The following is an 18375-nucleotide window of genomic DNA, read 5'->3' on the forward strand; positions in this document are numbered from 1 at the left end:
TGTCAGAGCGCTCCCATCACGTCGCCGCGGAACCCGTACACGGTGCGGTTTCCGCCGAGCGGCACCAGCACGACCTCGCGGGTCACGCCGGGCTCGAAGCGCACCGCCGTGCCGGGGGCGATGTCGAGGCGCTGGCCGCGCGCCGCCTCGCGGTCGAAGGTCAGGCCGGGATTGACCTCGTAGAAGTGGTAGTGCGAGCCGACCTGGATCGGTCGGTCGCCGACATTCGAGACCGTCACCAGGGTCCGGGGCGCACCTTCGTTGAACACGATCTCGCCGGGCAGGGTGGTCACGGTGCCGGGGACCTCGGCCGAGGCCGCGCCCCGGATCGGGTGGTGCACGGTGACGAGCTTGGTCCCGTCCGGGAAGGTCGCCTCGACCTGGATGTCGTGGATCATCTCGGGGATGCCGTCCATGCACTGCTCGGCGGTGAGCACGTGCCCGCCGGCCTGCATCAGCTCCGAGACCGAGCGCCCGTCCCGCGCGCCCTCGACCACGAAGTCGCTGATCAGCGCCACCGCCTCCGGGTAATTCAGCTTCACGCCCCGGCTGAGCCGGTTGCGGGCCACCTGCGCGGCCATGGCGAGGAGGAGCTTGTCCTTTTCGCGAGGGGTCAGGAGCACGGGAGAGACCTCGGGGGTTGGGCGCGGGCCGGTCAGCCGCCGGTGAAGGCAAGGACCGTGCGCGGTGAGGATTCGGCGCGGCAAGCTCGCCGCAGTCAGCGCGGCGCGGCGCGGCGCGCATGGATGCATTCCGGCGCCGCGAGTGCAAGGACCCCGAGCCGGTTGACAGCAGGCGCCTCCCCGGCCGAACAGCGAAGTCGATCCTCACGCCAAGCCAAGGGCCGGCCCCGTGACCTATCCCCGCGACCTCGTCGGCTACGGCCGCACCCCGCCGCATCCGCACTGGCCGGGCAACGCGCGGATCGCGGTGCAGATCGTGCTCAACTACGAGGAGGGGGGCGAGAACTGCATCCTGCACGGGGATGCGGCCTCGGAGGCCTTCCTGTCGGAGCTCGTCGGCGCGCAGCCCTGGCCGGGCCAGCGTCACATGAGTATGGAATCGCTGTTCGAATACGGCGCGCGGGCCGGGTTCTGGCGGCTGTGGCGGCTGTTCCAATCGCGCAACATTCCCGTGACGGCGTTCGCCGTCGCCACCGCGCTGGCCCGCCATCCCGACATCGCCGCCGCCATGCGGGAGGCCGATTGGGAGATCGCCTGCCACGGGCTGAAATGGATCGACTACCGCGACTTCACCCGCGCCGAGGAGAAGGCGCACATGGACGAGGCGATCCGCATCCACACCGATCTCACCGGGGCGCGCCCGCGCGGCTGGTACACCGGGCGCTCCTCGCCCCACACCCTCGACCTCGGGATCGAGGCCGGGATGACCTATCTCGCCGATTCCTACGCCGACGACCTGCCGTACTGGATCACGGAGCCCAGCGGCCGGGGCCTCGTGGTGCCCTACACCCTCGACGCCAACGACATGAAATGCGCGGCGATCCAGGGCTTCAACACCGGCGACCACCTCTTCACCTACCTGCGCGACACCTTCGATGCGCTCTATGAAGAGGGCGAGCACGCGCCCAAGATGATGTCGGTGGGCCTGCATTGCCGGCTCGTCGGCCGGCCGGGGCGGATCGGTGCCCTGGTCCGCTTCCTCGACCATATCGCCGCCCACGACCGGGTCTGGGTCGCCCGCCGCATCGACATCGCCGAGCACTGGATACGGACGCACCCGCCCGCCTGACGGCGGCGCGCCGGAATAGCGCGGGACACACCGCATCGCCCCTCTTGCCAGGCGCCGCCGCCGCGGGCTTCGATGCGCGCCATGACCGAGACCAGCCCGGACGCCGCCGTCGCCTCCCCACCCGCACGTCGGCGTCGCAAGGACGGCGAGGCGCGCCGCGTGATGATCCTCGATGCAGGGCTTGCCTTGTTTTCGAGCGTTGGGCTGCATGGCGCCAGCGTCGAGGGCATCGCCGAGCGGGCGGGCCTCTCGAAGACCAACCTGCTGTACTACTTTCCCTCGAAGGAGGAGCTTTACATCGCGGTCCTGCGCCGGGTGCTCGCGGTCTGGCTCGATCCGCTCCAGGCCTTCGACGCCGACAGCGAGCCGGCCGAGGCCTTCCGGCACTACATCCGCGCCAAGCTGACCCTGTCGCGCGATGCGCCCCAAGCCTCGCGCCTGTTCTGCCTGGAGATCGTTCAGGGAGCGCCGCTGCTGCGGCCGGAGCTGGAAGGTCCGCTGCGCGACCTCGTCGAGGCCAAGGCCACCGTCATCCGAAGCTGGAGCGCGCAGGGGCGAATCGACCCGCACGACCCGCATCACCTGATCTTCTCGATCTGGGCGATCACCCAGCACTACGCCGACTTCGCCGTGCAGGTGGATGCCGTCAGCGGGCGCAGCCTCGACGATCCGGCCTTCTTCGAATCGGTCGTCGCCAGCACGCAGGACCTGATTCTGGCCGGGCTCGGCCTGAATCCCGCGCGGTAGCGGGCCGAATCCGCCATCCATCTGGGCAGCGACCGCTCAACCGCTAGGCAAACCGGAGAGACTTTATGCAACCACCGGAAAAGCGCCGAATGGAGTTTGACCATTTGGTCTAAATAGAGTTGGGTCGTCGGTGCCGGGGGTGATGTCAGTCTCCCGTCCGGTCTCGACAGGCCCTCGTCTTGCTTTGTCCAGTCCGTGCCTGTTGCGAAGTCTTGTCCTTCAGCCGGGGCTGCCCGGTGCGAGCGAGGTTGCCATGAACGTCGGCGTCTTCATCCCGATCGGAAACAACGGCTGGCTCCTGTCGGAGAACGCGCCGCAGTACAAGCCCAGCTTCGAGCTGAACAAGCAGATCGTGCTCAAGGCCGAGGGCTACGGCTTCGACTTCGCCCTGTCGATGATCAAGCTGCGGGGCTTCGGCGGCAAGACCGAGTTCTGGGACCACAACCTCGAATCCTTCACCCTGATGGCGGGTCTGGCCGCCGTCACCAGCCGGATCAAGCTGTTCGCCACGGCCGCGACCCTGTGCATGCCCCCCGCCATCACGGCCCGGATGGCCGCCACCATCGATTCGATCTCGAACGGGCGCTTCGGCCTCAACCTCGTCACCGGCTGGCAGCGGCCGGAATACGCCCAGATGGGCCTGTGGCCCGGCGACGAATATTTCTCGCGCCGCTACGAGTATCTCTCGGAATACGCGCAGGTTCTGCGCGACCTGTGGGAGACCGGCACCTGTACCCTCAAGGGTGACTTCTTCCAGATGGACGATTGCCGTCTCAGCCCGCGCCCGCAGGCCGAGATGAAGATCATCTGCGCCGGCCAGTCGAGCGCCGGCATGGAGTTCACGGCGAAGTACGCCGACTATAATTTCTGCTTCGGCAAGGGCGTGAACACGCCCACCGCCTTCGCCCCCACGGTGGAGCGGCTGGAATCTGCCAAGGCTGCGACCGGCCGCGACGTCTCCTCCTACGTGCTGTTCATGATCATCGCCGACGAGACCGACGAGGCCGCCCGGGCCACCTGGGAGCATTACAAGGCCGGCGCCGACCAGGAAGCCATCGCCTGGCTCGGGGTGCAGGGCGCCGCCGACACCAAGTCGGGCACCGACACCAACGTGCGCCAGATGGCCGACCCGACCTCGGCGGTGAACATCAACATGGGCACGCTGGTCGGCTCCTACGCCGAGGTGGCGCGCATGCTCGACGAGGTCGCCACCGTGCCGGGCACCGAGGGCGTGCTGCTGGTGTTCGACGACTTCCTCAAGGGGCTCGACGCCTACGGCACCCGCATCCAGCCCTTGATGGCCAGCCGCGCCCATATCGCCGCGGACGCCGAGAGCATGGCGAAGGTGGCGTGATGGACCAGACCGCGAAACCGGCCGGCTACACCGACGCGGCAGGTCGCCAGGGTGCCATCACCCTGGCGGCACGGCCCGAGCCCATCGCCTTCGACGCCGCGGCCACCGCGCTCATCGTCGTCGACATGCAGAACGCCTATACCAGCCCGGGCGGCTACCTCGATCTGGCGGGATTCGACGTCTCGGGCACCGGACCGGTGGTGGCGCAGATCGCCCGCGCGGTGACGACGGCCCGGGCCGCCGGCATCCGAATCGTCTGGTTCCAGAACGGCTGGGACCCCGATTACGTCGAGGCCGGCGGCCCGGGTTCACCGAACTGGCACAAGTCCAACGCCCTCAAGACCATGCGGGCGAAGCCGGCCATGAACGACCGCCTGCTCGCCAAGGGAACCTGGGACTACGCCCTGGTCGACGCCCTCAAGCCGGAGCCCGGCGACATCGTGCTGGGCAAGTCGCGCTACAGCGGCTTCTACAACACCCAGCTCGACAGCCTGCTGCGCGCGGCCGGCATCCGCACCCTGGTCCTCACCGGCATCGCCACCAACGTCTGCGTGGAATCGACCCTGCGCGACGGCTTCTTCCTCGAATATTTCGGCATCGTGCTGGCCGACGCCACCCATCAGGCAGGGCCGGCCGCCCTGCAGGCGGGGGCGCTCGCCAACATCGAGACCTTCTTCGGCTGGGTCTCGGACGTCGCCGCCTTCGAGGCGGCCCTGCGGCCGGACCTCGCGCGCCCGGCGGCGGCGGAATAGGGCCGCCCGCCGCGATTCGCCTGCAAGCTCCATCGACAAAGGCGCCTTCCCCGCCCCAGGAGACCTCCGACCATGCCCAAGACCGTGATCATTCCGCCCGGCACCGGCAAGCCGCTGGCGCCCTACGTGCCCGGTACGCTGGCCGACGGCGTGCTCTACGTCTCGGGCACGCTGCCCCTCGACGCGGAGGCGAACGTCGTCCACGTGGGCGATGCCGCCGCGCAGACCCGGCACGTGCTGGAGACCATCAAGGGCGTGGTCACCGCCGCCGGCGGCACCATGGACGACATCACCTTCAACCACATCTTCCTGAAGGACTGGGCCGATTACGCCGCCATCAACACGGTCTATGCCACGTACTTTCCCGGCGAGAAGCCGGCGCGCTACTGCATCCAGTGCGGTATGGTGAAGCCCGACGCGCTGGTGGAGATCGCCTCGGTCGCGCATGTGGGCAAGGCCTGAGCCCTCATCCTTCGCTGAAGCCTCGTCCTTCGTTCAAGCCTCATCCTGCCCGAGGCATTCCTCCTGACCCATTCTCGTGAGGCATCGATGGCGATCCATCACGCGGTCCAGGGCTCCGGCGCCCGGACGGTCCTGCTCTCCCCGGGGCTCGGCGGCTCGGCCGGCTACTTCGCGCCGCAGATGGACGCGCTGACCGCGCGCTTGCGCGTGATCACCTACGACCATCGCGGCACCGGCCGCTCGGGCGGGCCCCTGGAGCCCGGGCACGACATCGCCGCCATGGCGCGCGACGCCCTCGCCGTGATGGATGCCTGCGGGTCCGAGCGCTGCGACATCGTCGGGCACGCGCTCGGCGGGCTGATCGGCCTCGAACTCGCCCGCACCCATCCGGACCGGGTCGGCCGCCTCGTCGTGATCAACGGCTGGGCCCGGGCGGATTCCGCCACGAGGCGCTGCTTTGCCGCCCGCAAGGTGTTGCTGGCCGAGAGCCCGGAGGCCTATGTCCGGGCGCAGGCCATCTTCCTCTACCCGGCGGCCTGGCTGTCCGAGCACGCGGACCGCGTGGCCGAGGACGAGGCGCACGCCCTGGCGCATTTCCCCGGGCGCGACACGGTGCTGGCTCGGATCGCGGCGCTGGAAGCCTTCGACCTGACGGTGGATCTCCCAGGCATCGCGCACGAGACCCTCGTCATGGCGGCGGAGGACGACGTGCTGGTGCCCTATCTGTGCTCGGAGGCTCTGGCGCGGGGGCTGCCCAACGCGCGCCTCGACCGGGTGCCGAGCGGCGGCCACGCCCACAGCGTGACCCGCGCCGACGCCTTCAACCGGACGCTCGTGGCGTTCCTCGCATCCCAGGAGTGATCCCCATGAGCCAGACGAACCCCAGCGCGGCAGATTTCCCCGGCGCGGCAAACCTGCCCGGCGTCGAGGCCGACGCCTATCGCGGCGCGATGGCGCGCGTGGCCGGCGCCGTCCACCTCATCACGACCGACGGGGACGGGGGCCGGGCCGGCTTCACCGCCTCCGCGGTGTGCAGCGTCAGCGACGGGCCGCCGACGCTGCTGGTCTGCATCAACCGGTCGTCCTCGGCCTATGCGGCGGTGAGCGCCAACGACGTGCTGTGCGTGAACACCCTGGCGGCGGAGCAATCCGGAATCGCCACGGCCTTCGGTGGGCGCACCCCGATGGAGACGCGCTTTGCCGCCGCCACCTGGACCACCCTCGTGACCGGCGCTCCGGCCCTCCCCGGAGCCCTCTCGGCCTTCGATTGCCGCATCGTCGGCCGGCACCCGGTCGGCACCCACGACGTCCTCTATTGCGAGGTGGTGGGCCTGGCCGAGCCCGGCGACGGGCACGGCCTCGTCTACGCCGACCGGCGCTATCACACCGTGCCGCTCAGCCCCGAAGCCCCGCCCGAAGCCCCGCGCGAAGCCGCGGCCTGAACGGCCTCCGTCCTCTGGCGAAGCAGAGACTCCGGCGCATCAAAAACCGCTCCGCTTCCGGAACGACGAAGGCCGGCGCCCCGCCTGGGAACACCGGCCATCCTCAGGATCGGGACCGGGACTTACCAGCGGTCGGCGCGGGGAGCGCGGACCGAACCGGTGGTCAGATCGCCCGTGACGTTCCGCTGAACGATCGTATCGCCGTGGCTCCGGCGCAGTGCGTGCAGGTTGTGGGCGGCGGCCCGTCCCTCGAGACCACCCGGAGCCACGGCGGCCGGGATGCCGGCGGGTGCGTTGTAGCTCTGGGCGACGGCGCCCGAGGCGGACAGGCCCAGGGCGATGGCGAGGGTGGCGGAAACCGCAGTGGTGAGGCGACGATGGGTCATGGCAGGAATCCTCGATTGGAACGCGTGTCGCAGAGACGCGAGGCGGTGCGTTCCGGTTCCTGCAATCTGTGCGCGTATGGCGCCGAAAACAACACACGCTGCTTGAGGAGTGTGCATCAAGGATGAGCAAAGCGGCACGAACTCCAACGCTCATCGCCCGCCGATGTGCTCGAAGTCTTGAAAAATTCCTTATTCGCTCCGGGCACTTGATCGAACATCGCCGTTTTCTGCGGCATCGCGGCGGATCTGGCATGGTTCTGGACGCCGCGTGCGAATCCGCACCCGGACAGCTGGATTTCTCGGCTTCGGCACGCGAAACGCCGGCCCGGCCCCCGGGCGAACCGAGGTCTGAAGCACGGATCGGCGCCCAACAGGAGGCTCGGCTTCGCGGCGGTTAGCCGTCGCGCGCCAGGGTGGCCTCGATCTGGCCGTGCGGCTCGTCGGTGGGCAGGAAGACCTGGCCTCCATGGGCGATGCCGAAGGGCGCCAGGTTCATCGGGATGTAGTGCTTGTTGGGCATCGCGAAGTGGATCTCGGCGATGTCCGGCCGGGCCGCCAGCACCGCCTCGCCCATGCGGTACATGCTGTCCTGCACGCCGGCGCTGTAGGTGGTGGCGAAGACCGTGATCATCGTGTCGAGGATGGCCGCGTTGGCCGTCACCGGGTCGGCCGGCGGCGCGGTCCAGGTCCAGGTCGCGTCCATGCTGGTGGCGCAGATGCGGTCGTGGGTGTCGGGCAGGGTCCGGAAGGCGTCGTCGACGAAGTCGGCCCAGCCGGATTCCGTGGTCTTCATCAGGGTGTAGCCGCGCAGGCCCGATTGCAGCACCGCGCCGGACCGGTCGGCGACGAGGCGGACGAAGGGCGCGCCGTTGCCGTCGAGGGTGAAGGTGTGGGCGTGCGGCGCCCCCGCGATGGTCCGGCGCAGCCAACGGGTTTCCAGCGCCTCGATGGTGACGGTGGCGACCTGCGCGTAGCGCTCCAGGAACAGGTCGGCGACATGGCCCACGAAGGCCTCGGTCTCCGCCTCGACCTGCTGGGCGGCGGTGATGTTGACGATGTTCTTGATGCTGTCGGTGGCGATCACCTGCCGGTTGTCGCCCGACGTCCAGGCGGCGCCGAAATCGCCCTCCAGCAGCACCGTCAGGGTGAGTTCGCGCACGCTGTGGCGCGCGTCCCCGCGCACCAGCCGGAGCACCCGCACGCGGCCCTTGCCGTATCGTGCCTTCGTCAGCGCCATGGTGCGGGTCCTCTCACGATCGATGGTCTCCCGGACCGGGTCCGGCGGCTCACGCTTCGGCGGCATGGGCGAGGCGGGCGGCCTCGGCCCGGGCGCCATCCCGGCTGCCGAGACCGTTGAAGAACAGGTTCAGGGCGACCGCCGACAGGGCCGCCAGCAGGATGCCGGATTCCAGCAGCGGATGCAGCACGTCCGGCATCTGCTTGAAGAAGGCCGGCGCCACCAGGGGGATCAGCCCGAACCCGACCGAGACCGCGACGATGAACAGGTTGTTGCGGTTGGCGGCGAAATCGACCGCGCCGAGGATGCGTGTGCCGGTGGCCGCCACCATGCCGAACATCACCAGCCCGGCTCCCCCCAGGACGCAGGGCGGCACAGCCTCCACCAGGGCCGCCAGCTTCGGAACCAGCCCGAGGCCGAGCATCACCACGCCGCCGATCACCGTGACGACGCGCGAGCGCACGCCGGTGACGCCGACGAGGCCGATGTTCTGCGAGAACGAGGTGTACGGGAAGGTGTTGAACACCCCGCCCAGCACGGTGCCGAGGCCGTCGGCGCGCAGGCCTCGGATCAGGCGGGCCTCGTCCACGGTCTCGCCGGTGATCTCGGCCAGGGCCAGGAACATGCCGGTGGATTCGATCATCACCACCACCATGACGAGGCAGAGGGTGAGGCTGGCCACGAGATCGAACTTCGGCACCCCGAAGGCGAAGGGCCGCACCACGTCGAACCACGGCGCCGTGGCCACCCGCGACAGGTCGACGAGGCCGAAGGCGCCCGCGACCCCCATGCCGACCACGATGCCGATGAGCACCGAGGCCGAGGCGACGAAGCCGCGGGTGTAGCGGGTGAGGCCCAGGATGACGAGAAGGACGAACAGCGCGATGCCGAGATAGAGCAGCGCCCCGTAGGCCGGGTTGCCGAGGCCGCCGGCGGCCCAGTTCACGCCCACCCGCATCAGCGAGATGCCGATGACGAGGATCACCGTGCCGGTCACCACCGGGGGAAACAGGGGCAGCAGCCGCCCGACCAGGGGCGCCGCCAGAAGGGCGAACAGGCCCGCGACGATGACCGCCCCGTAGATGCCCGTGAGCCCGAGATCCGGGCTGGTGCCCATGGCGATCATCGGCGTCACCGCCGCGAAGGTCACGCCCATCATCACCGGCATGCGGATGCCGATGCCGGGCAGGCCCCAGCTCTGGATCAGGGTGGCGAGGCCGCAGGCGAACAGGTCGGCGCTGACCAGCATCGCCACCTGCTCGGGCGGGAGCTTGAGGGCGCGCCCGACGATGAGCGGCACCGCGACGGCGCCGGCATACATCACCAGCACGTGCTGAAGCCCGAGAAGCAGGAGGGCCAATGGTGGGGCGGTGGGCGCGGAGCGGCCGGCTGGACCGGGCTGGGACGACGCGGGGGTTGAAGAAGAGCCGGATGCGGAAGAGCTGTGATCCACGCGACGGTCCCTCGTCTCGCGCGCGCCCGGGAAGGCCGCGGCAGTCCGGGTCCGCAAGCCACATGCCAGCCCAAGGCCTCGTCCCCCGGAAGGGCGGCCCCATACGACCGGGTGAAATCACGCGGCACCATCCGAGGCCGCGCACCGGTCCGGCGGCCCCGCCCCGTCCGGCACGTCGCCGGCCGGCACGGCGGGAGAGATGCGGAAGGGCGAGATGCTGAAGGCCGGGGAGATGGGCGGCGGATCGGGCAATACCGGCGTCCCCGGTGCATCGCCGGCCGCCGACGGCAACAAGACCCAGGATTCGTGCACGACCCACACGCGGGATTGCTGAACCCTACTCCGCCCGGGGGCGGGGACACCCGCGCCCGGGCGGGCGCCCGATCGCGGCCTGGATCGCGGCCCTGCCTGTCGGGCCGCCTGACGGAAGGTCAGGATTCGCGCGGCACGCTTTGAGTCACGTCGTCCCGGCTCACGTTGTCCCGGCTCACGTTGTCCCGGCTTCCATCTTGCCGGCTCGCGTCTTGCCGGCTCGCGCCGTCCGTTTTTGGGTCGCCCTTGTGCGAATCGCTTTTGCGAAGTTCGTCGTAGAGGCGCTGGACCTCCTGGATCGTGGCATGGCCCCGGCTCCAGTTGGTCTCGCGGACATTGGTCTCGGTGAAGGCGCTGTGCGAGGTGCCGCCGAAGCCGTTGAACACCGTCTCGACTCCGTCCTGGTGATAGTCGATCCGGTACGAGGGGCTGAACCCCTTGCCTTTCTGCTTGCCGGTCACGCCGATGCGCACCCGGGCGTCGCCGTGCCGCTTCTGGCAGAAGCGCATGTTGCCGAGCAGGCGGCGCAGGTACTCCTCCGGCGCGGCGAGATCGCCCGCGACCTGGAGCAGGGTCGCGTCGGGCGGAAGATGCGTCTTGCGGATCATGGCGCCCTCGTCTCATGGTCCAGCGGACCGAGCGGACTTCGCCCGGCGGGCAGGATCGCGCGCAAGACCACATTTCCGCGGCCCTGGCGAGCGCCACGCGCGCCGGATGGCCCGTTGCCTGCTATGCCGGCCTGCCGAAACCGGCCCCGAGCAGGAAAGATTCCAATGCCGATTCTCGACGACCTGAACCGGGCTTCGCCCGCGGCGTTCGTCGATGCCCTCGGGGCGGTGTTCGAGCACGCGCCCTGGGTCGCCGAGGCGGCGGCCGGGCAGCGCCCATTTCCCACGGTCACGGCGCTCCTCGCCGCCATGCGAGCCGCGGTGGAGGCCGCTCCCGAGGCGGCGCGCCTCGGCCTGCTGACCGGCCACCCCGAACTCGCGGGCCGCGCCGCCCGCGACGGGCGGATCGCCCCCGATTCGATCGCCGAGCAGGCCTCGGCCGGGCTCGACCGCCTGTCCGAGGCGGAATACGCGCGGTTCGCGGCGCTGAACGCGGCCTACGTGGCGCGCTTCGGGTTTCCCTTCATCCTCTGCATCCGGCGCCACGGCCGCGCCTCGCTCCTGCGCGCCTTCGCGGCGCGCCTCGCCTCCGACGCCGAGACCGAGCGCGCCACCGCCCTGGCGGAGGTGTTCCGCATCGCCGCGATCCGCCTCGGTGCGCTGGTCGAAGGGCCGGGCGCCCTGCGCACCACCGGGCGGATCTCGACGCACATCCTCGACACCGCGGCGGGACGGCCGGCGTCGGGCGTGGCGGTGGAACTGCACGAATGGGTCTCCGACACCGAGACCGCCCTCATCGCCCGGGCCGTGACCAACGCGGACGGGCGCACCGACGCGCCCTTCATCGCCGACCGTCCGGTGCCGATCGCCGCCTACGAGCTGCGCTTCCACATCGGCGACCATTTCCGGGCGACCCAACCGGGCCTGCCCGAACCGCCCTTCCTCGACATCGTGACGCTGCGCTTCGGCGTCGCCGAGCCGGAGGGGCACTATCACGTGCCGCTGGTGGCGAGCCCGTGGAGCTACCAGACCTATCGGGGCAGCTGAGCCCCGGACTCCTGAGCCCCGGACTTCTGAGCACTGGACTTCTGAGCACCCGAATCCTGCGCTCTTTGGGATGCGCTGTCCCGACGGGGAGCGCCCGGGCTTCGCCATCCGGTCGATCCGTTGCCGAGCGAAGCAGCCATCATCGATCCCGCCCGATCCGCGCAAGATATCGACCGGCACCATCCTGAAGACCTCCGGCACGCGTGCGCAGACGTCGAGATGCGCGGAACAAGCCTCGGTGATGTCGGGCCGGTCCGGCACGTCCTTTGCCAGGACCATCTTCGATCATGCGGGCGCCGGGCTCGCGGGAGGACGTGATGTGCCGCAGCTGTTCCTGAATCGCCGGTTTGCAAGCGTTGGAATGCTCGGGCGGAGCCTCGCGGCCGCGCTCGTCACGGCCGGCCTGTTCATGCTGACGCCGGCGCCCCGGGCCCAGGGCACCCTGATCGCTCCCGGCGGCCAGTCCCGGGTCACGGCCCCCGGCGGCCTGCGCGGACGCGCGGCCCTCCGACACCGGGCGATCCGGCACCGGGCGATCCGGCACCGGGCACCCCGGCACAAACGTCACCGCTGAGCCCGTTTCCGCCGAAGCCGCGCCGAACGCCGACCTTTCCGAAAGCCCGACGCGACATCGCGCGACGCTCTCCGCCTCCTTGCGAATTCTGGAGCCTGCCATGATCCAGCCCACCCCGATCCGTTTGATCACCGTCCTGACCCTGTCGCTCGGCCTCGCCGGGGTGGCCCTGGCCCAGGGCGCCGGCGCGCCGGCCGGCATGGATGCCGCCACCGCGCCGGGCGGCACCGAGGGCCGGGCAGGCCCCCGCAACGAGGCCGAGGCGTTCCGCAGCGGCGACGCGATCCCGGTCCCGCCCCGGGCCGGCGGCATTGCGGCCGAGTCGATGCCTGCCGAGTCCATGCCTGCCGAGTCGATGCCCGCACGCGGAGCGAACGTCCCGCCGGCGCGTCCCTGATCGGCCGGTCGAGCCTCCAGATCAGCCCGCAAAGACGCCGATCAGTTCGGCCGCCACCAGGGCGGCGATGACGGCCGGGCGCTTGTCGCGCACCGGCCTGCCGCCGATCGGGCAGACGAGGCGGTCGAGGGCGGCCGCGTCGAGCCCCATCGCCCGGAAGGCACTGAGGAAGGTCGCCCGCTTGGTGGCCGATCCGATCAGGCCGAGATACGCGAAGCTGTTGGCCTCCAGAAGGCTGGCGCAGATCAGGCTGTCGAGGGCGTGGCTGTGGGTGAGCACCACGTGCGCGGCCCCCGGCGGCGCGGCCTCGGCCACGGCACTGGCCGAGCCGACCTCCCGGAGGATGCGGGCGCCCTCGACGCGGGCGATCTCCCCGGGCCGGTCGTCGACGATCCGGGTGCGGAACGGCAGCGGGTCGAGGGCCAGCGCCAGGGCGCGCCCGACATGGCCGGCGCCGTAGATCAGCACCCACGGCGCCCGCGCCGCTCCCTCGGCCTCCCGGCCGCTGAGGCTCGCGCACGTCTCGGCCCCGGCCCGGACGATCGTCAGGGTGACGTGCCCGCCGCAGCATTGTCCGGTCTCCGGCCCGAGCGGCATCGGCAGGGTGGCCTCCCGCTCGCCCGCCGCCAGGAGTTGCCGGGCCCGGGCGATGCCCGCCCATTCGTAGGTGCCGCCCCCGATGGTGCCGACGACCCGGCCGGGCATCACCAGCATGGCGGTGCCGGCGGCGCGCGGCGTCGAGCCCCGCGCCTCCGACAGGGTAACGAGGGCCGCCGGCTCGCCCGCCGCGAGGGCGCCCGCCAGGGTTTCCGACAGCGCCTCCGACGGGTTGAGGCTCACGGCTGCGCGGTTCGCGGATGGTCCGCCAGGGTCCGCATCCGCTCGACGGCGTCGAGGACGCGTTCGGGCGTCGCCGGGGCGTCGAGGCGGGGGCAGTGCCGGTGCCCGGCGACGCTCGCCACCGCGTCCGACAGGGCGTGCAGCCCGGCGATGCCGAGCATCAGCGGCGGCTCGCCCACCGCCTTCGAGCGGTAGATCGTCGCCTCGCGATTCGCGTTCTCGTAGAGGGCCACGTTGAAGATGCGCGGGCGGTCGCCGCAGGTCGGGATCTTGTAGGTGGACGGCGCATGGGTGCGTAAGGCGCCCTTGCCGTCCCACCACAATTCCTCGGTGGTGAGCCAGCCCAGCCCCTGGATGAAGCCGCCCTCGATCTGGCCCCGGTCCACCGCCGGGTTCAGGGAGCGGCCGCAATCGTGCAGGATGTCGGCCCGCTCGATCCGGTATTCGCCGGTCAGCGTGTCCACCGCCGCCTGCACGCAGGCCGCGCCGTAGGCGAAATAGTAGAACGGGTGGCCCCGGCCGGCATCGCGGTCCCAGTGGATGGTCGGGGTCTTGTAGAAGCCCGTGGCCGAGAGCTGGACGCGGGCGAGGTAGGCCTTGTGGATCAGCTCGGCCCAGGCGATCTCCTGGTTGCCGACCCGGACCCGGTTGGGCAGGAACAGCACCGTCTCGGGCGCGACGCTCCAGGCCTCGGCCGCGAAGGCGACGAGGCGGTCCTTCAGGGTCTGGGCGGCCGCGCGGGCCGCCATGCCGTTGAGATCCGCCCCCGACGAGGCGGCGGTGGCCGAGGTGTTGGGCACCTTGCCGGTCGTGGTCGCGGTGATGCGAACCCGGTCGGCATCGATCTGGAATTCCTCCGCCACCACCTGCGCAACCTTGACGTAGAGCCCCTGGCCCATCTCGGTGCCGCCGTGGTTCAGGCCGACCGAACCGTCATTGTAGATGTGCACCAGGGCGCCGGCCTGGTTGTAGGCGGTCGAGGTGAAGGAGATGCCGAACTTCACCGGCGTCAGGGCGATGCCGCGCTTGATCACCGGGCTCGCTTCATTCGCCGCATGCAGGGCCGCGCGGCGCCCAGCATACTCACAATCCACTTCCAGTTTGGCCACCAAATCCCGGATGCAATTGTCGGAAATGGTCTGGTGGTAGGGTGTGACGTTGTCGGTCTCGGTGCCGTAGAAATTGCGCTTGCGCACCTCCAACGGGTCGAGGCCGCAGGCATAGGCCACCTCCTCGATCACCCGCTCGGCCGCCACCATGCCCTGCGGGCCGCCGAAGCCCCGGAAGGCGGTGTTGGACTGGGTGTGGGTGCGGTAGGGGCGCGAGGTCAGGTGCACCGCCGGGTAGTGATAGCAATTGTCGGCGTGGAACAGGGCGCGGTCGGTGACCGGCCCCGACAGGTCGGCGGCCCAGCCGCAGCGGGCGGCGAGTTGCATGTCGACCGCCAGGATCTTGCCCGCGGCATCGTGGCCGACGAGGTAATCGACCTCGAAATCGTGGCGCTTGCCGGTGATGATCATGTCGTCGTCGCGGTCGGGCCGGATCTTGGCGGCGCGTCCGGTCGTCTTGGCCACCAGGGCCGCCACGCAGGCGAACAGGTTCGACTGGCTCTCCTTGCCGCCGAAGCCGCCGCCCATCCGGCGGATCTCGGCCGTCACCGCGGAATTGACCGTGCCCAGCACCTTGGCGACCAGGGCCTGGGCCTCCGAGGGGTGCTGGGTCGAGGTGTAGACCGTGACCTCGTCGTCCTCGCCCGGAATGGCCAGCGCGATCTGGCCCTCGAGGTAGAAGTGCTCCTGGCCGCCGATGGCCATCCGGCCCCGGACGATGCCGGGAGCCTCCGCCAGCACCGCGTCGGAATCGCCGCGCGTCAGGGTCATGGGCGGCCAGACCAGCGTGCCGTCCGCCCGGGCCTCCCGGTAGGTCAGGACGGGCGCGCGGTCTTCGTAGGCGATGACGGCGTGGCGGGCGGCGCGGCGGGCCGCATCGCGGGTCAGGGCCGCCACCGCGAAGATCGGCTGGCCGACATACGACACCGTGTCCTCGGCCAGCATCGGCTCGTCGTTCCGGTGCGAGGACGAGATGTCGTTGACGCCCGGGACGTCGGCGGCGGTGAACACCGCGACCACGCCCTCGGCACTGCGCACGGGGTGGAGATCCACCGAGACCAGGCGGGCATGGGCGCGTTCGCTCAGGCCCAGGCAGACATGCAGCAGGCCGGCCGGCTCGGCCATGTCGTCGATGTAGATCGCCGAACCGCCGACGTGGCGGGCGGCGCTGTCGTGGATGCGCGGCGTGTGGGCGCCGCCCGCGATCCGGTCGTCCGCCTTCGGGGCAGGGGGCGTGCGATCAAGCATGAGCCAGTGCTCCCACCCTCGCCAAGCGGGTTTCCGGCGCCTCCGGGGCGCTCTCGTGAATCAGGCGCTCGATCAGGTTGCCGGCGACCTTGAGGCGGTAGCCGGCCGAGGCCCGCATGTCGGTGAGCGGGGTGAAGTCCTGCGCGAGTGCGGCCTTGAAGGCCGGGATCACGGCGGCGTCGAGGGCTTGCCCCACCAGCGCGGCCTCGGCCTGGACGGCCCGCTTCGGGGTGCCGGCCATGCCGCCATAGGCGATGCAGGCTTCCTCGATCGTGCCGCCGTCGAGCGTCAGCCGGAAGGCGCCGAGGACCGCCGAGATATCCTCGTCGAAGCGCTTCGAAATCTTGTAGGCGCGGAAGATCGCCTTCGGGCCGAGTCTCGGCACCCGCACCCCGGCGACGAACTCGCCCGGGCGCAGGTCCTGCCGGCCATAGGCGACGAAGAAATCCGCGAGGGGAATCTCGCGCTCGGTTCCCCGGCCGATGAGATGGAGGCCTGCCCCGAGGGCGATCAGGGCCGGCGCCGCGTCGCCGATGGGGGAGCCGTTGGCGATGTTGCCGCCGAGGGTGCCGGCATTGCGGGTCTGGGCGGCACCGTGGCGGCGGAAGAGTTCGCCGAGATCCGGATGCAGTCCGGCGAGATGCGTGCCGGCCTCGGCGAGGCTCACGCCGGCTCCGAGATACAGGTGATCGGGCGCCTCGCCCACGACGCGCAGGCTTCGCACCCGCCCGAGCCAGATCACCGGGTCGAGCACGCGCAGGCCCTTGGTCACCCAGAGGGCGACATCGGTGGCGCCGGCCACGATCGTCGCCTGGGGGTGCTCGGCCATGAGATCGACGAGCGCCTGGATGGTGGCCGGGGCGAAGAAGCGGCCCTTCGGCCCGGAGACCGCAACGGTCTCGTCGTCGCGCAAGGCCAGCAGCCGGGCGAGGGTGGCGTCGTGGGCGGCGTCGAAGGCATCCGCTTCCGGCAGGGCCAGCGCCCGCTCGGCCGCGCGCACGATCGGGGCATAGCCGGTACAGCGGCAGAGATTGCCCGCGAGGGCATCGTCGATGGGGCTCGCGGAGGTCCAGACTTCCCCGGCCGCGGCGGGCCAATCCTTGGTCATGGCGAACAGCGACATCACGAAGCCCGGCGTGCAGAAGCCGCATTGCGAGCCGTGCTCCTCCACCATCAGGCGCTGGACCGGGTGGAGCGTGCCGTCGCTCCCACGCAGGTGCTCCACGGTGAGGAGCTGGCAGCCGTCGAGCATGCCCAGGAAGGTGATGCAGGCATCGACCGTGCGGTAGCGCAGGCGCTCGGCGCCGGGCGGCCCCTCGGGGCGCACCACCACCACCGTGCAGGCCCCGCAATCGCCCTCGTTGCAGCCCTCCTTGGTGCCGACCAGCCGCTCGGGGCCGCGCAGCCAGTCGAGCACCGTCAGGGTCGGATCGCAGGCCTCGATCGTGCGCGCCTTATGGCCGAGGAGGAAGCGGATCGCGTGTCTCATGCGGCCTCTCGTGTTCGAACGCCGGTTCCTCGCTCCCCCACGGGTCGGTTCGCGACGGCCCTAGCGCGGCAGCGTGTCGGCGATGCCCTTCACGTACCAGTTCATGCCGAGGATCATCGGGTCGGGGGCGTTCTCGCCGGCCTTCACCGCCTCGGTGCCGTCCTGCTTGAAGACGGGGCCGTGGAAGGGCAGGAGCGTGCCGTTCGCGATCGCCGTCTTGGTGGCCTCGGCCTGGGCCTTCACGTCGTCGGGCATGTTGGCGAAGGGCGCCAGCACGACCATGCCGTCCTTGATGCCGCCCCAGGTGTCGTGGCTCTTCCAGGTGCCGTCCAGGACGGCCTTGGCCTCGCCGATGACGTAGCCGTCCCAGTCGTCGACGATCGAGGTGAGCTGGGCCTTCGGGGCGAAACGCATCTGGTCCGACGATTGTCCGAAGGCGAGCTTGCCCTGCTTCTCGGCCTCCTGCAACGGCGCAGCGGAATCGGTGTGCTGCGACAGGATGTCGGCGCCCTGGGCCAGCAGCGCCTTGGCGGCCTCGGCCTCCTTGCCCGGGTCGAACCAGGTGTTGACCCAGACGATCTTGATCTTGATGTCGGGGTTCACCGACTGGGCGCCGAGCATGAAGGCGTTGATGCCGCTCACCACCTCGGGGATCGGGAACGAGGCGATGTAGCCCAGCGTGCCCGTCTTCGAGAGGCGCCCGGCGATCACCCCGCAGACGTAGCGGCCCTCGTAGAAGCGGGCCGAGTAGGTCGAGACGTTGGGCGCGCGCTTGTAACCGGTGGCGTGCTCGAACTTCACCTTGGGGAACTTCTTGGCGACCTTCAGGGTCGGCTCCATGAAGCCGAACGAGGTGGTGAAGACCAGTCCGTAGCCGGAGCGGGCGAAGCTCTCGATGGACCGCTCGCTGTCGGCCTCCGGCACGTTCTCGAGGAAGCTGGTCTCGACCTTGTCGCCCAGCGCGGCGGCGAGGGCCTTGCGGCTCTGGTCGTGCTGGTACGAGTAGCCGTAATCGGCCACCGGCCCGACATAGACGAAGCCGACCTTCAGCTTCTCGCCGGGCTTCTTCTCCTGCGCGTGCGCGTCCGGGGCCTGCGCGGCCCCGAGTCCGAGGGTGAGAACGGCCACCAGGGCACCCTGCACGATCCGCATCGTTCCGATATCCT

18 protein-coding genes and 1 pseudogene are annotated in these 18375 nt (G+C 70.5%); 10 read left to right on the top strand and 9 right to left on the bottom strand.

The annotated features are described in order from the left end of the window. Positions 1–2 precede the first annotated feature (2 nt). Positions 3–623 carry an urease subunit gamma gene (locus J7U37_RS21020; RefSeq protein ID WP_247636977.1) on the bottom strand — a complete coding sequence of 207 codons (621 nt, stop codon included), beginning with the start codon at positions 621–623 and terminating at the stop codon, positions 3–5. Between the two features lie 229 nt (positions 624–852). Between J7U37_RS21020 and puuE the strand changes: the two are divergent. From puuE to J7U37_RS21055, 7 genes and pseudogenes are all read left to right on the top strand, one after another. After that, positions 853–1746, top strand: a pseudogene (gene puuE / locus J7U37_RS21025) (allantoinase PuuE); the annotation flags it as partial. 87 nt (positions 1747–1833) lie between these two features. Continuing rightward, the gene (gene rutR / locus J7U37_RS21030; RefSeq protein ID WP_247636978.1) at positions 1834–2499 is read left to right on the top strand and encodes an HTH-type transcriptional regulator RutR; all 666 of its coding nucleotides are present in this window, start codon (positions 1834–1836) and stop codon (positions 2497–2499) included. 253 nt (positions 2500–2752) lie between these two features. Next, on the top strand, positions 2753–3853 hold the full coding sequence (gene rutA / locus J7U37_RS21035) for a pyrimidine utilization protein A (RefSeq protein WP_056480805.1): 1101 nt from the start codon (positions 2753–2755) through the stop codon (positions 3851–3853). Further along, complete coding sequence (rutB, locus tag J7U37_RS21040) at positions 3853–4605, top strand: pyrimidine utilization protein B (RefSeq protein WP_056480803.1); 753 nt, start codon at positions 3853–3855, stop codon at positions 4603–4605. Before rutA ends, rutB begins: the two co-directional genes overlap by 1 nt. 72 nt (positions 4606–4677) lie before the next feature. After that, complete coding sequence (gene rutC / locus J7U37_RS21045) at positions 4678–5067, top strand: pyrimidine utilization protein C (RefSeq protein ID WP_056480801.1); 390 nt, start codon at positions 4678–4680, stop codon at positions 5065–5067. A gap of 87 nt (positions 5068–5154) precedes the next feature. Next, entirely contained in the window at positions 5155–5928 is a 774-nt protein-coding gene (gene rutD, locus J7U37_RS21050) for a pyrimidine utilization protein D (RefSeq protein ID WP_056480799.1), read from the top strand. 5 nt (positions 5929–5933) lie between these two features. Next, positions 5934–6509, top strand: a complete 576-nt coding sequence (locus tag J7U37_RS21055) for a flavin reductase (protein ID WP_056190557.1) — start codon at positions 5934–5936, stop codon at positions 6507–6509. Between the two features lie 122 nt (positions 6510–6631). Here the strand turns inward: J7U37_RS21055 and J7U37_RS21060 are convergent, their stop codons facing one another. The 4 genes from J7U37_RS21060 to J7U37_RS21075 all read right to left on the bottom strand — a co-directional run bounded on the left by J7U37_RS21060 (position 6632) and on the right by J7U37_RS21075 (position 10505). Then, positions 6632–6895 carry a hypothetical protein gene (locus J7U37_RS21060; protein WP_056190559.1) on the bottom strand — a complete coding sequence of 88 codons (264 nt, stop codon included), beginning with the start codon at positions 6893–6895 and terminating at the stop codon, positions 6632–6634. A 394-nt stretch (positions 6896–7289) separates the two neighbouring features. Then, positions 7290–8132: a factor-independent urate hydroxylase gene (gene pucL, locus J7U37_RS21065; RefSeq protein ID WP_247636979.1), complete on the bottom strand. Its 843-nt coding sequence runs from the start codon at positions 8130–8132 to the stop codon at positions 7290–7292. A 49-nt stretch (positions 8133–8181) separates the two neighbouring features. Continuing rightward, on the bottom strand, positions 8182–9492 hold the full coding sequence (locus J7U37_RS21070; protein ID WP_247636980.1) for a nucleobase:cation symporter-2 family protein: 1311 nt from the start codon (positions 9490–9492) through the stop codon (positions 8182–8184). A gap of 524 nt (positions 9493–10016) precedes the next feature. After that, the gene (locus J7U37_RS21075) at positions 10017–10505 is read right to left on the bottom strand and encodes a hypothetical protein (RefSeq protein WP_247636981.1); all 489 of its coding nucleotides are present in this window, start codon (positions 10503–10505) and stop codon (positions 10017–10019) included. A gap of 165 nt (positions 10506–10670) precedes the next feature. On the opposite strand from J7U37_RS21075, the gene uraD reads away from it, so the two are divergent. The 3 genes from uraD (at position 10671) to J7U37_RS21090 (ending at position 12523) form a co-directional block, all read left to right on the top strand. After that, positions 10671–11552, top strand: coding sequence for a 2-oxo-4-hydroxy-4-carboxy-5-ureidoimidazoline decarboxylase (uraD, locus tag J7U37_RS21080; RefSeq protein WP_247636982.1), 882 nt, complete (start codon positions 10671–10673; stop codon positions 11550–11552). A gap of 319 nt (positions 11553–11871) precedes the next feature. After that, positions 11872–12126: a hypothetical protein gene (locus J7U37_RS21085; protein WP_247636983.1), complete on the top strand. Its 255-nt coding sequence runs from the start codon at positions 11872–11874 to the stop codon at positions 12124–12126. Between the two features lie 118 nt (positions 12127–12244). Further along, on the top strand, positions 12245–12523 hold the full coding sequence (locus J7U37_RS21090; RefSeq protein WP_247636996.1) for a hypothetical protein: 279 nt from the start codon (positions 12245–12247) through the stop codon (positions 12521–12523). 21 nt (positions 12524–12544) lie between these two features. On the opposite strand, the gene xdhC is transcribed toward J7U37_RS21090, so the two are convergent. Genes xdhC through J7U37_RS21110 form a run of 4 tightly spaced genes read right to left on the bottom strand, consistent with a single transcriptional unit; the run spans position 12545 to position 18361 of the window. Next, positions 12545–13363: a xanthine dehydrogenase accessory protein XdhC gene (gene xdhC, locus J7U37_RS21095; protein WP_247636984.1), complete on the bottom strand. Its 819-nt coding sequence runs from the start codon at positions 13361–13363 to the stop codon at positions 12545–12547. Continuing rightward, complete coding sequence (gene xdhB / locus J7U37_RS21100) at positions 13360–15720, bottom strand: xanthine dehydrogenase molybdopterin binding subunit (protein WP_247636985.1); 2361 nt, start codon at positions 15718–15720, stop codon at positions 13360–13362. Before xdhB ends, xdhC begins: the two co-directional genes overlap by 4 nt. Beyond that, entirely contained in the window at positions 15713–17209 is a 1497-nt protein-coding gene (gene xdhA / locus J7U37_RS21105) for a xanthine dehydrogenase small subunit (protein ID WP_247636986.1), read from the bottom strand. Before xdhA ends, xdhB begins: the two co-directional genes overlap by 8 nt. Positions 17210–17269: 60 nt before the next feature. Continuing rightward, positions 17270–18361, bottom strand: coding sequence for a BMP family ABC transporter substrate-binding protein (locus J7U37_RS21110; protein ID WP_247636987.1), 1092 nt, complete (start codon positions 18359–18361; stop codon positions 17270–17272). Between the last annotated feature and the right edge of the window lie 14 nt (positions 18362–18375).

The sequence above is a fragment of the Methylobacterium sp. 37f genome (assembly GCF_023093475.1).
GTDB lineage: Bacteria > Pseudomonadota > Alphaproteobacteria > Rhizobiales > Beijerinckiaceae > Methylobacterium.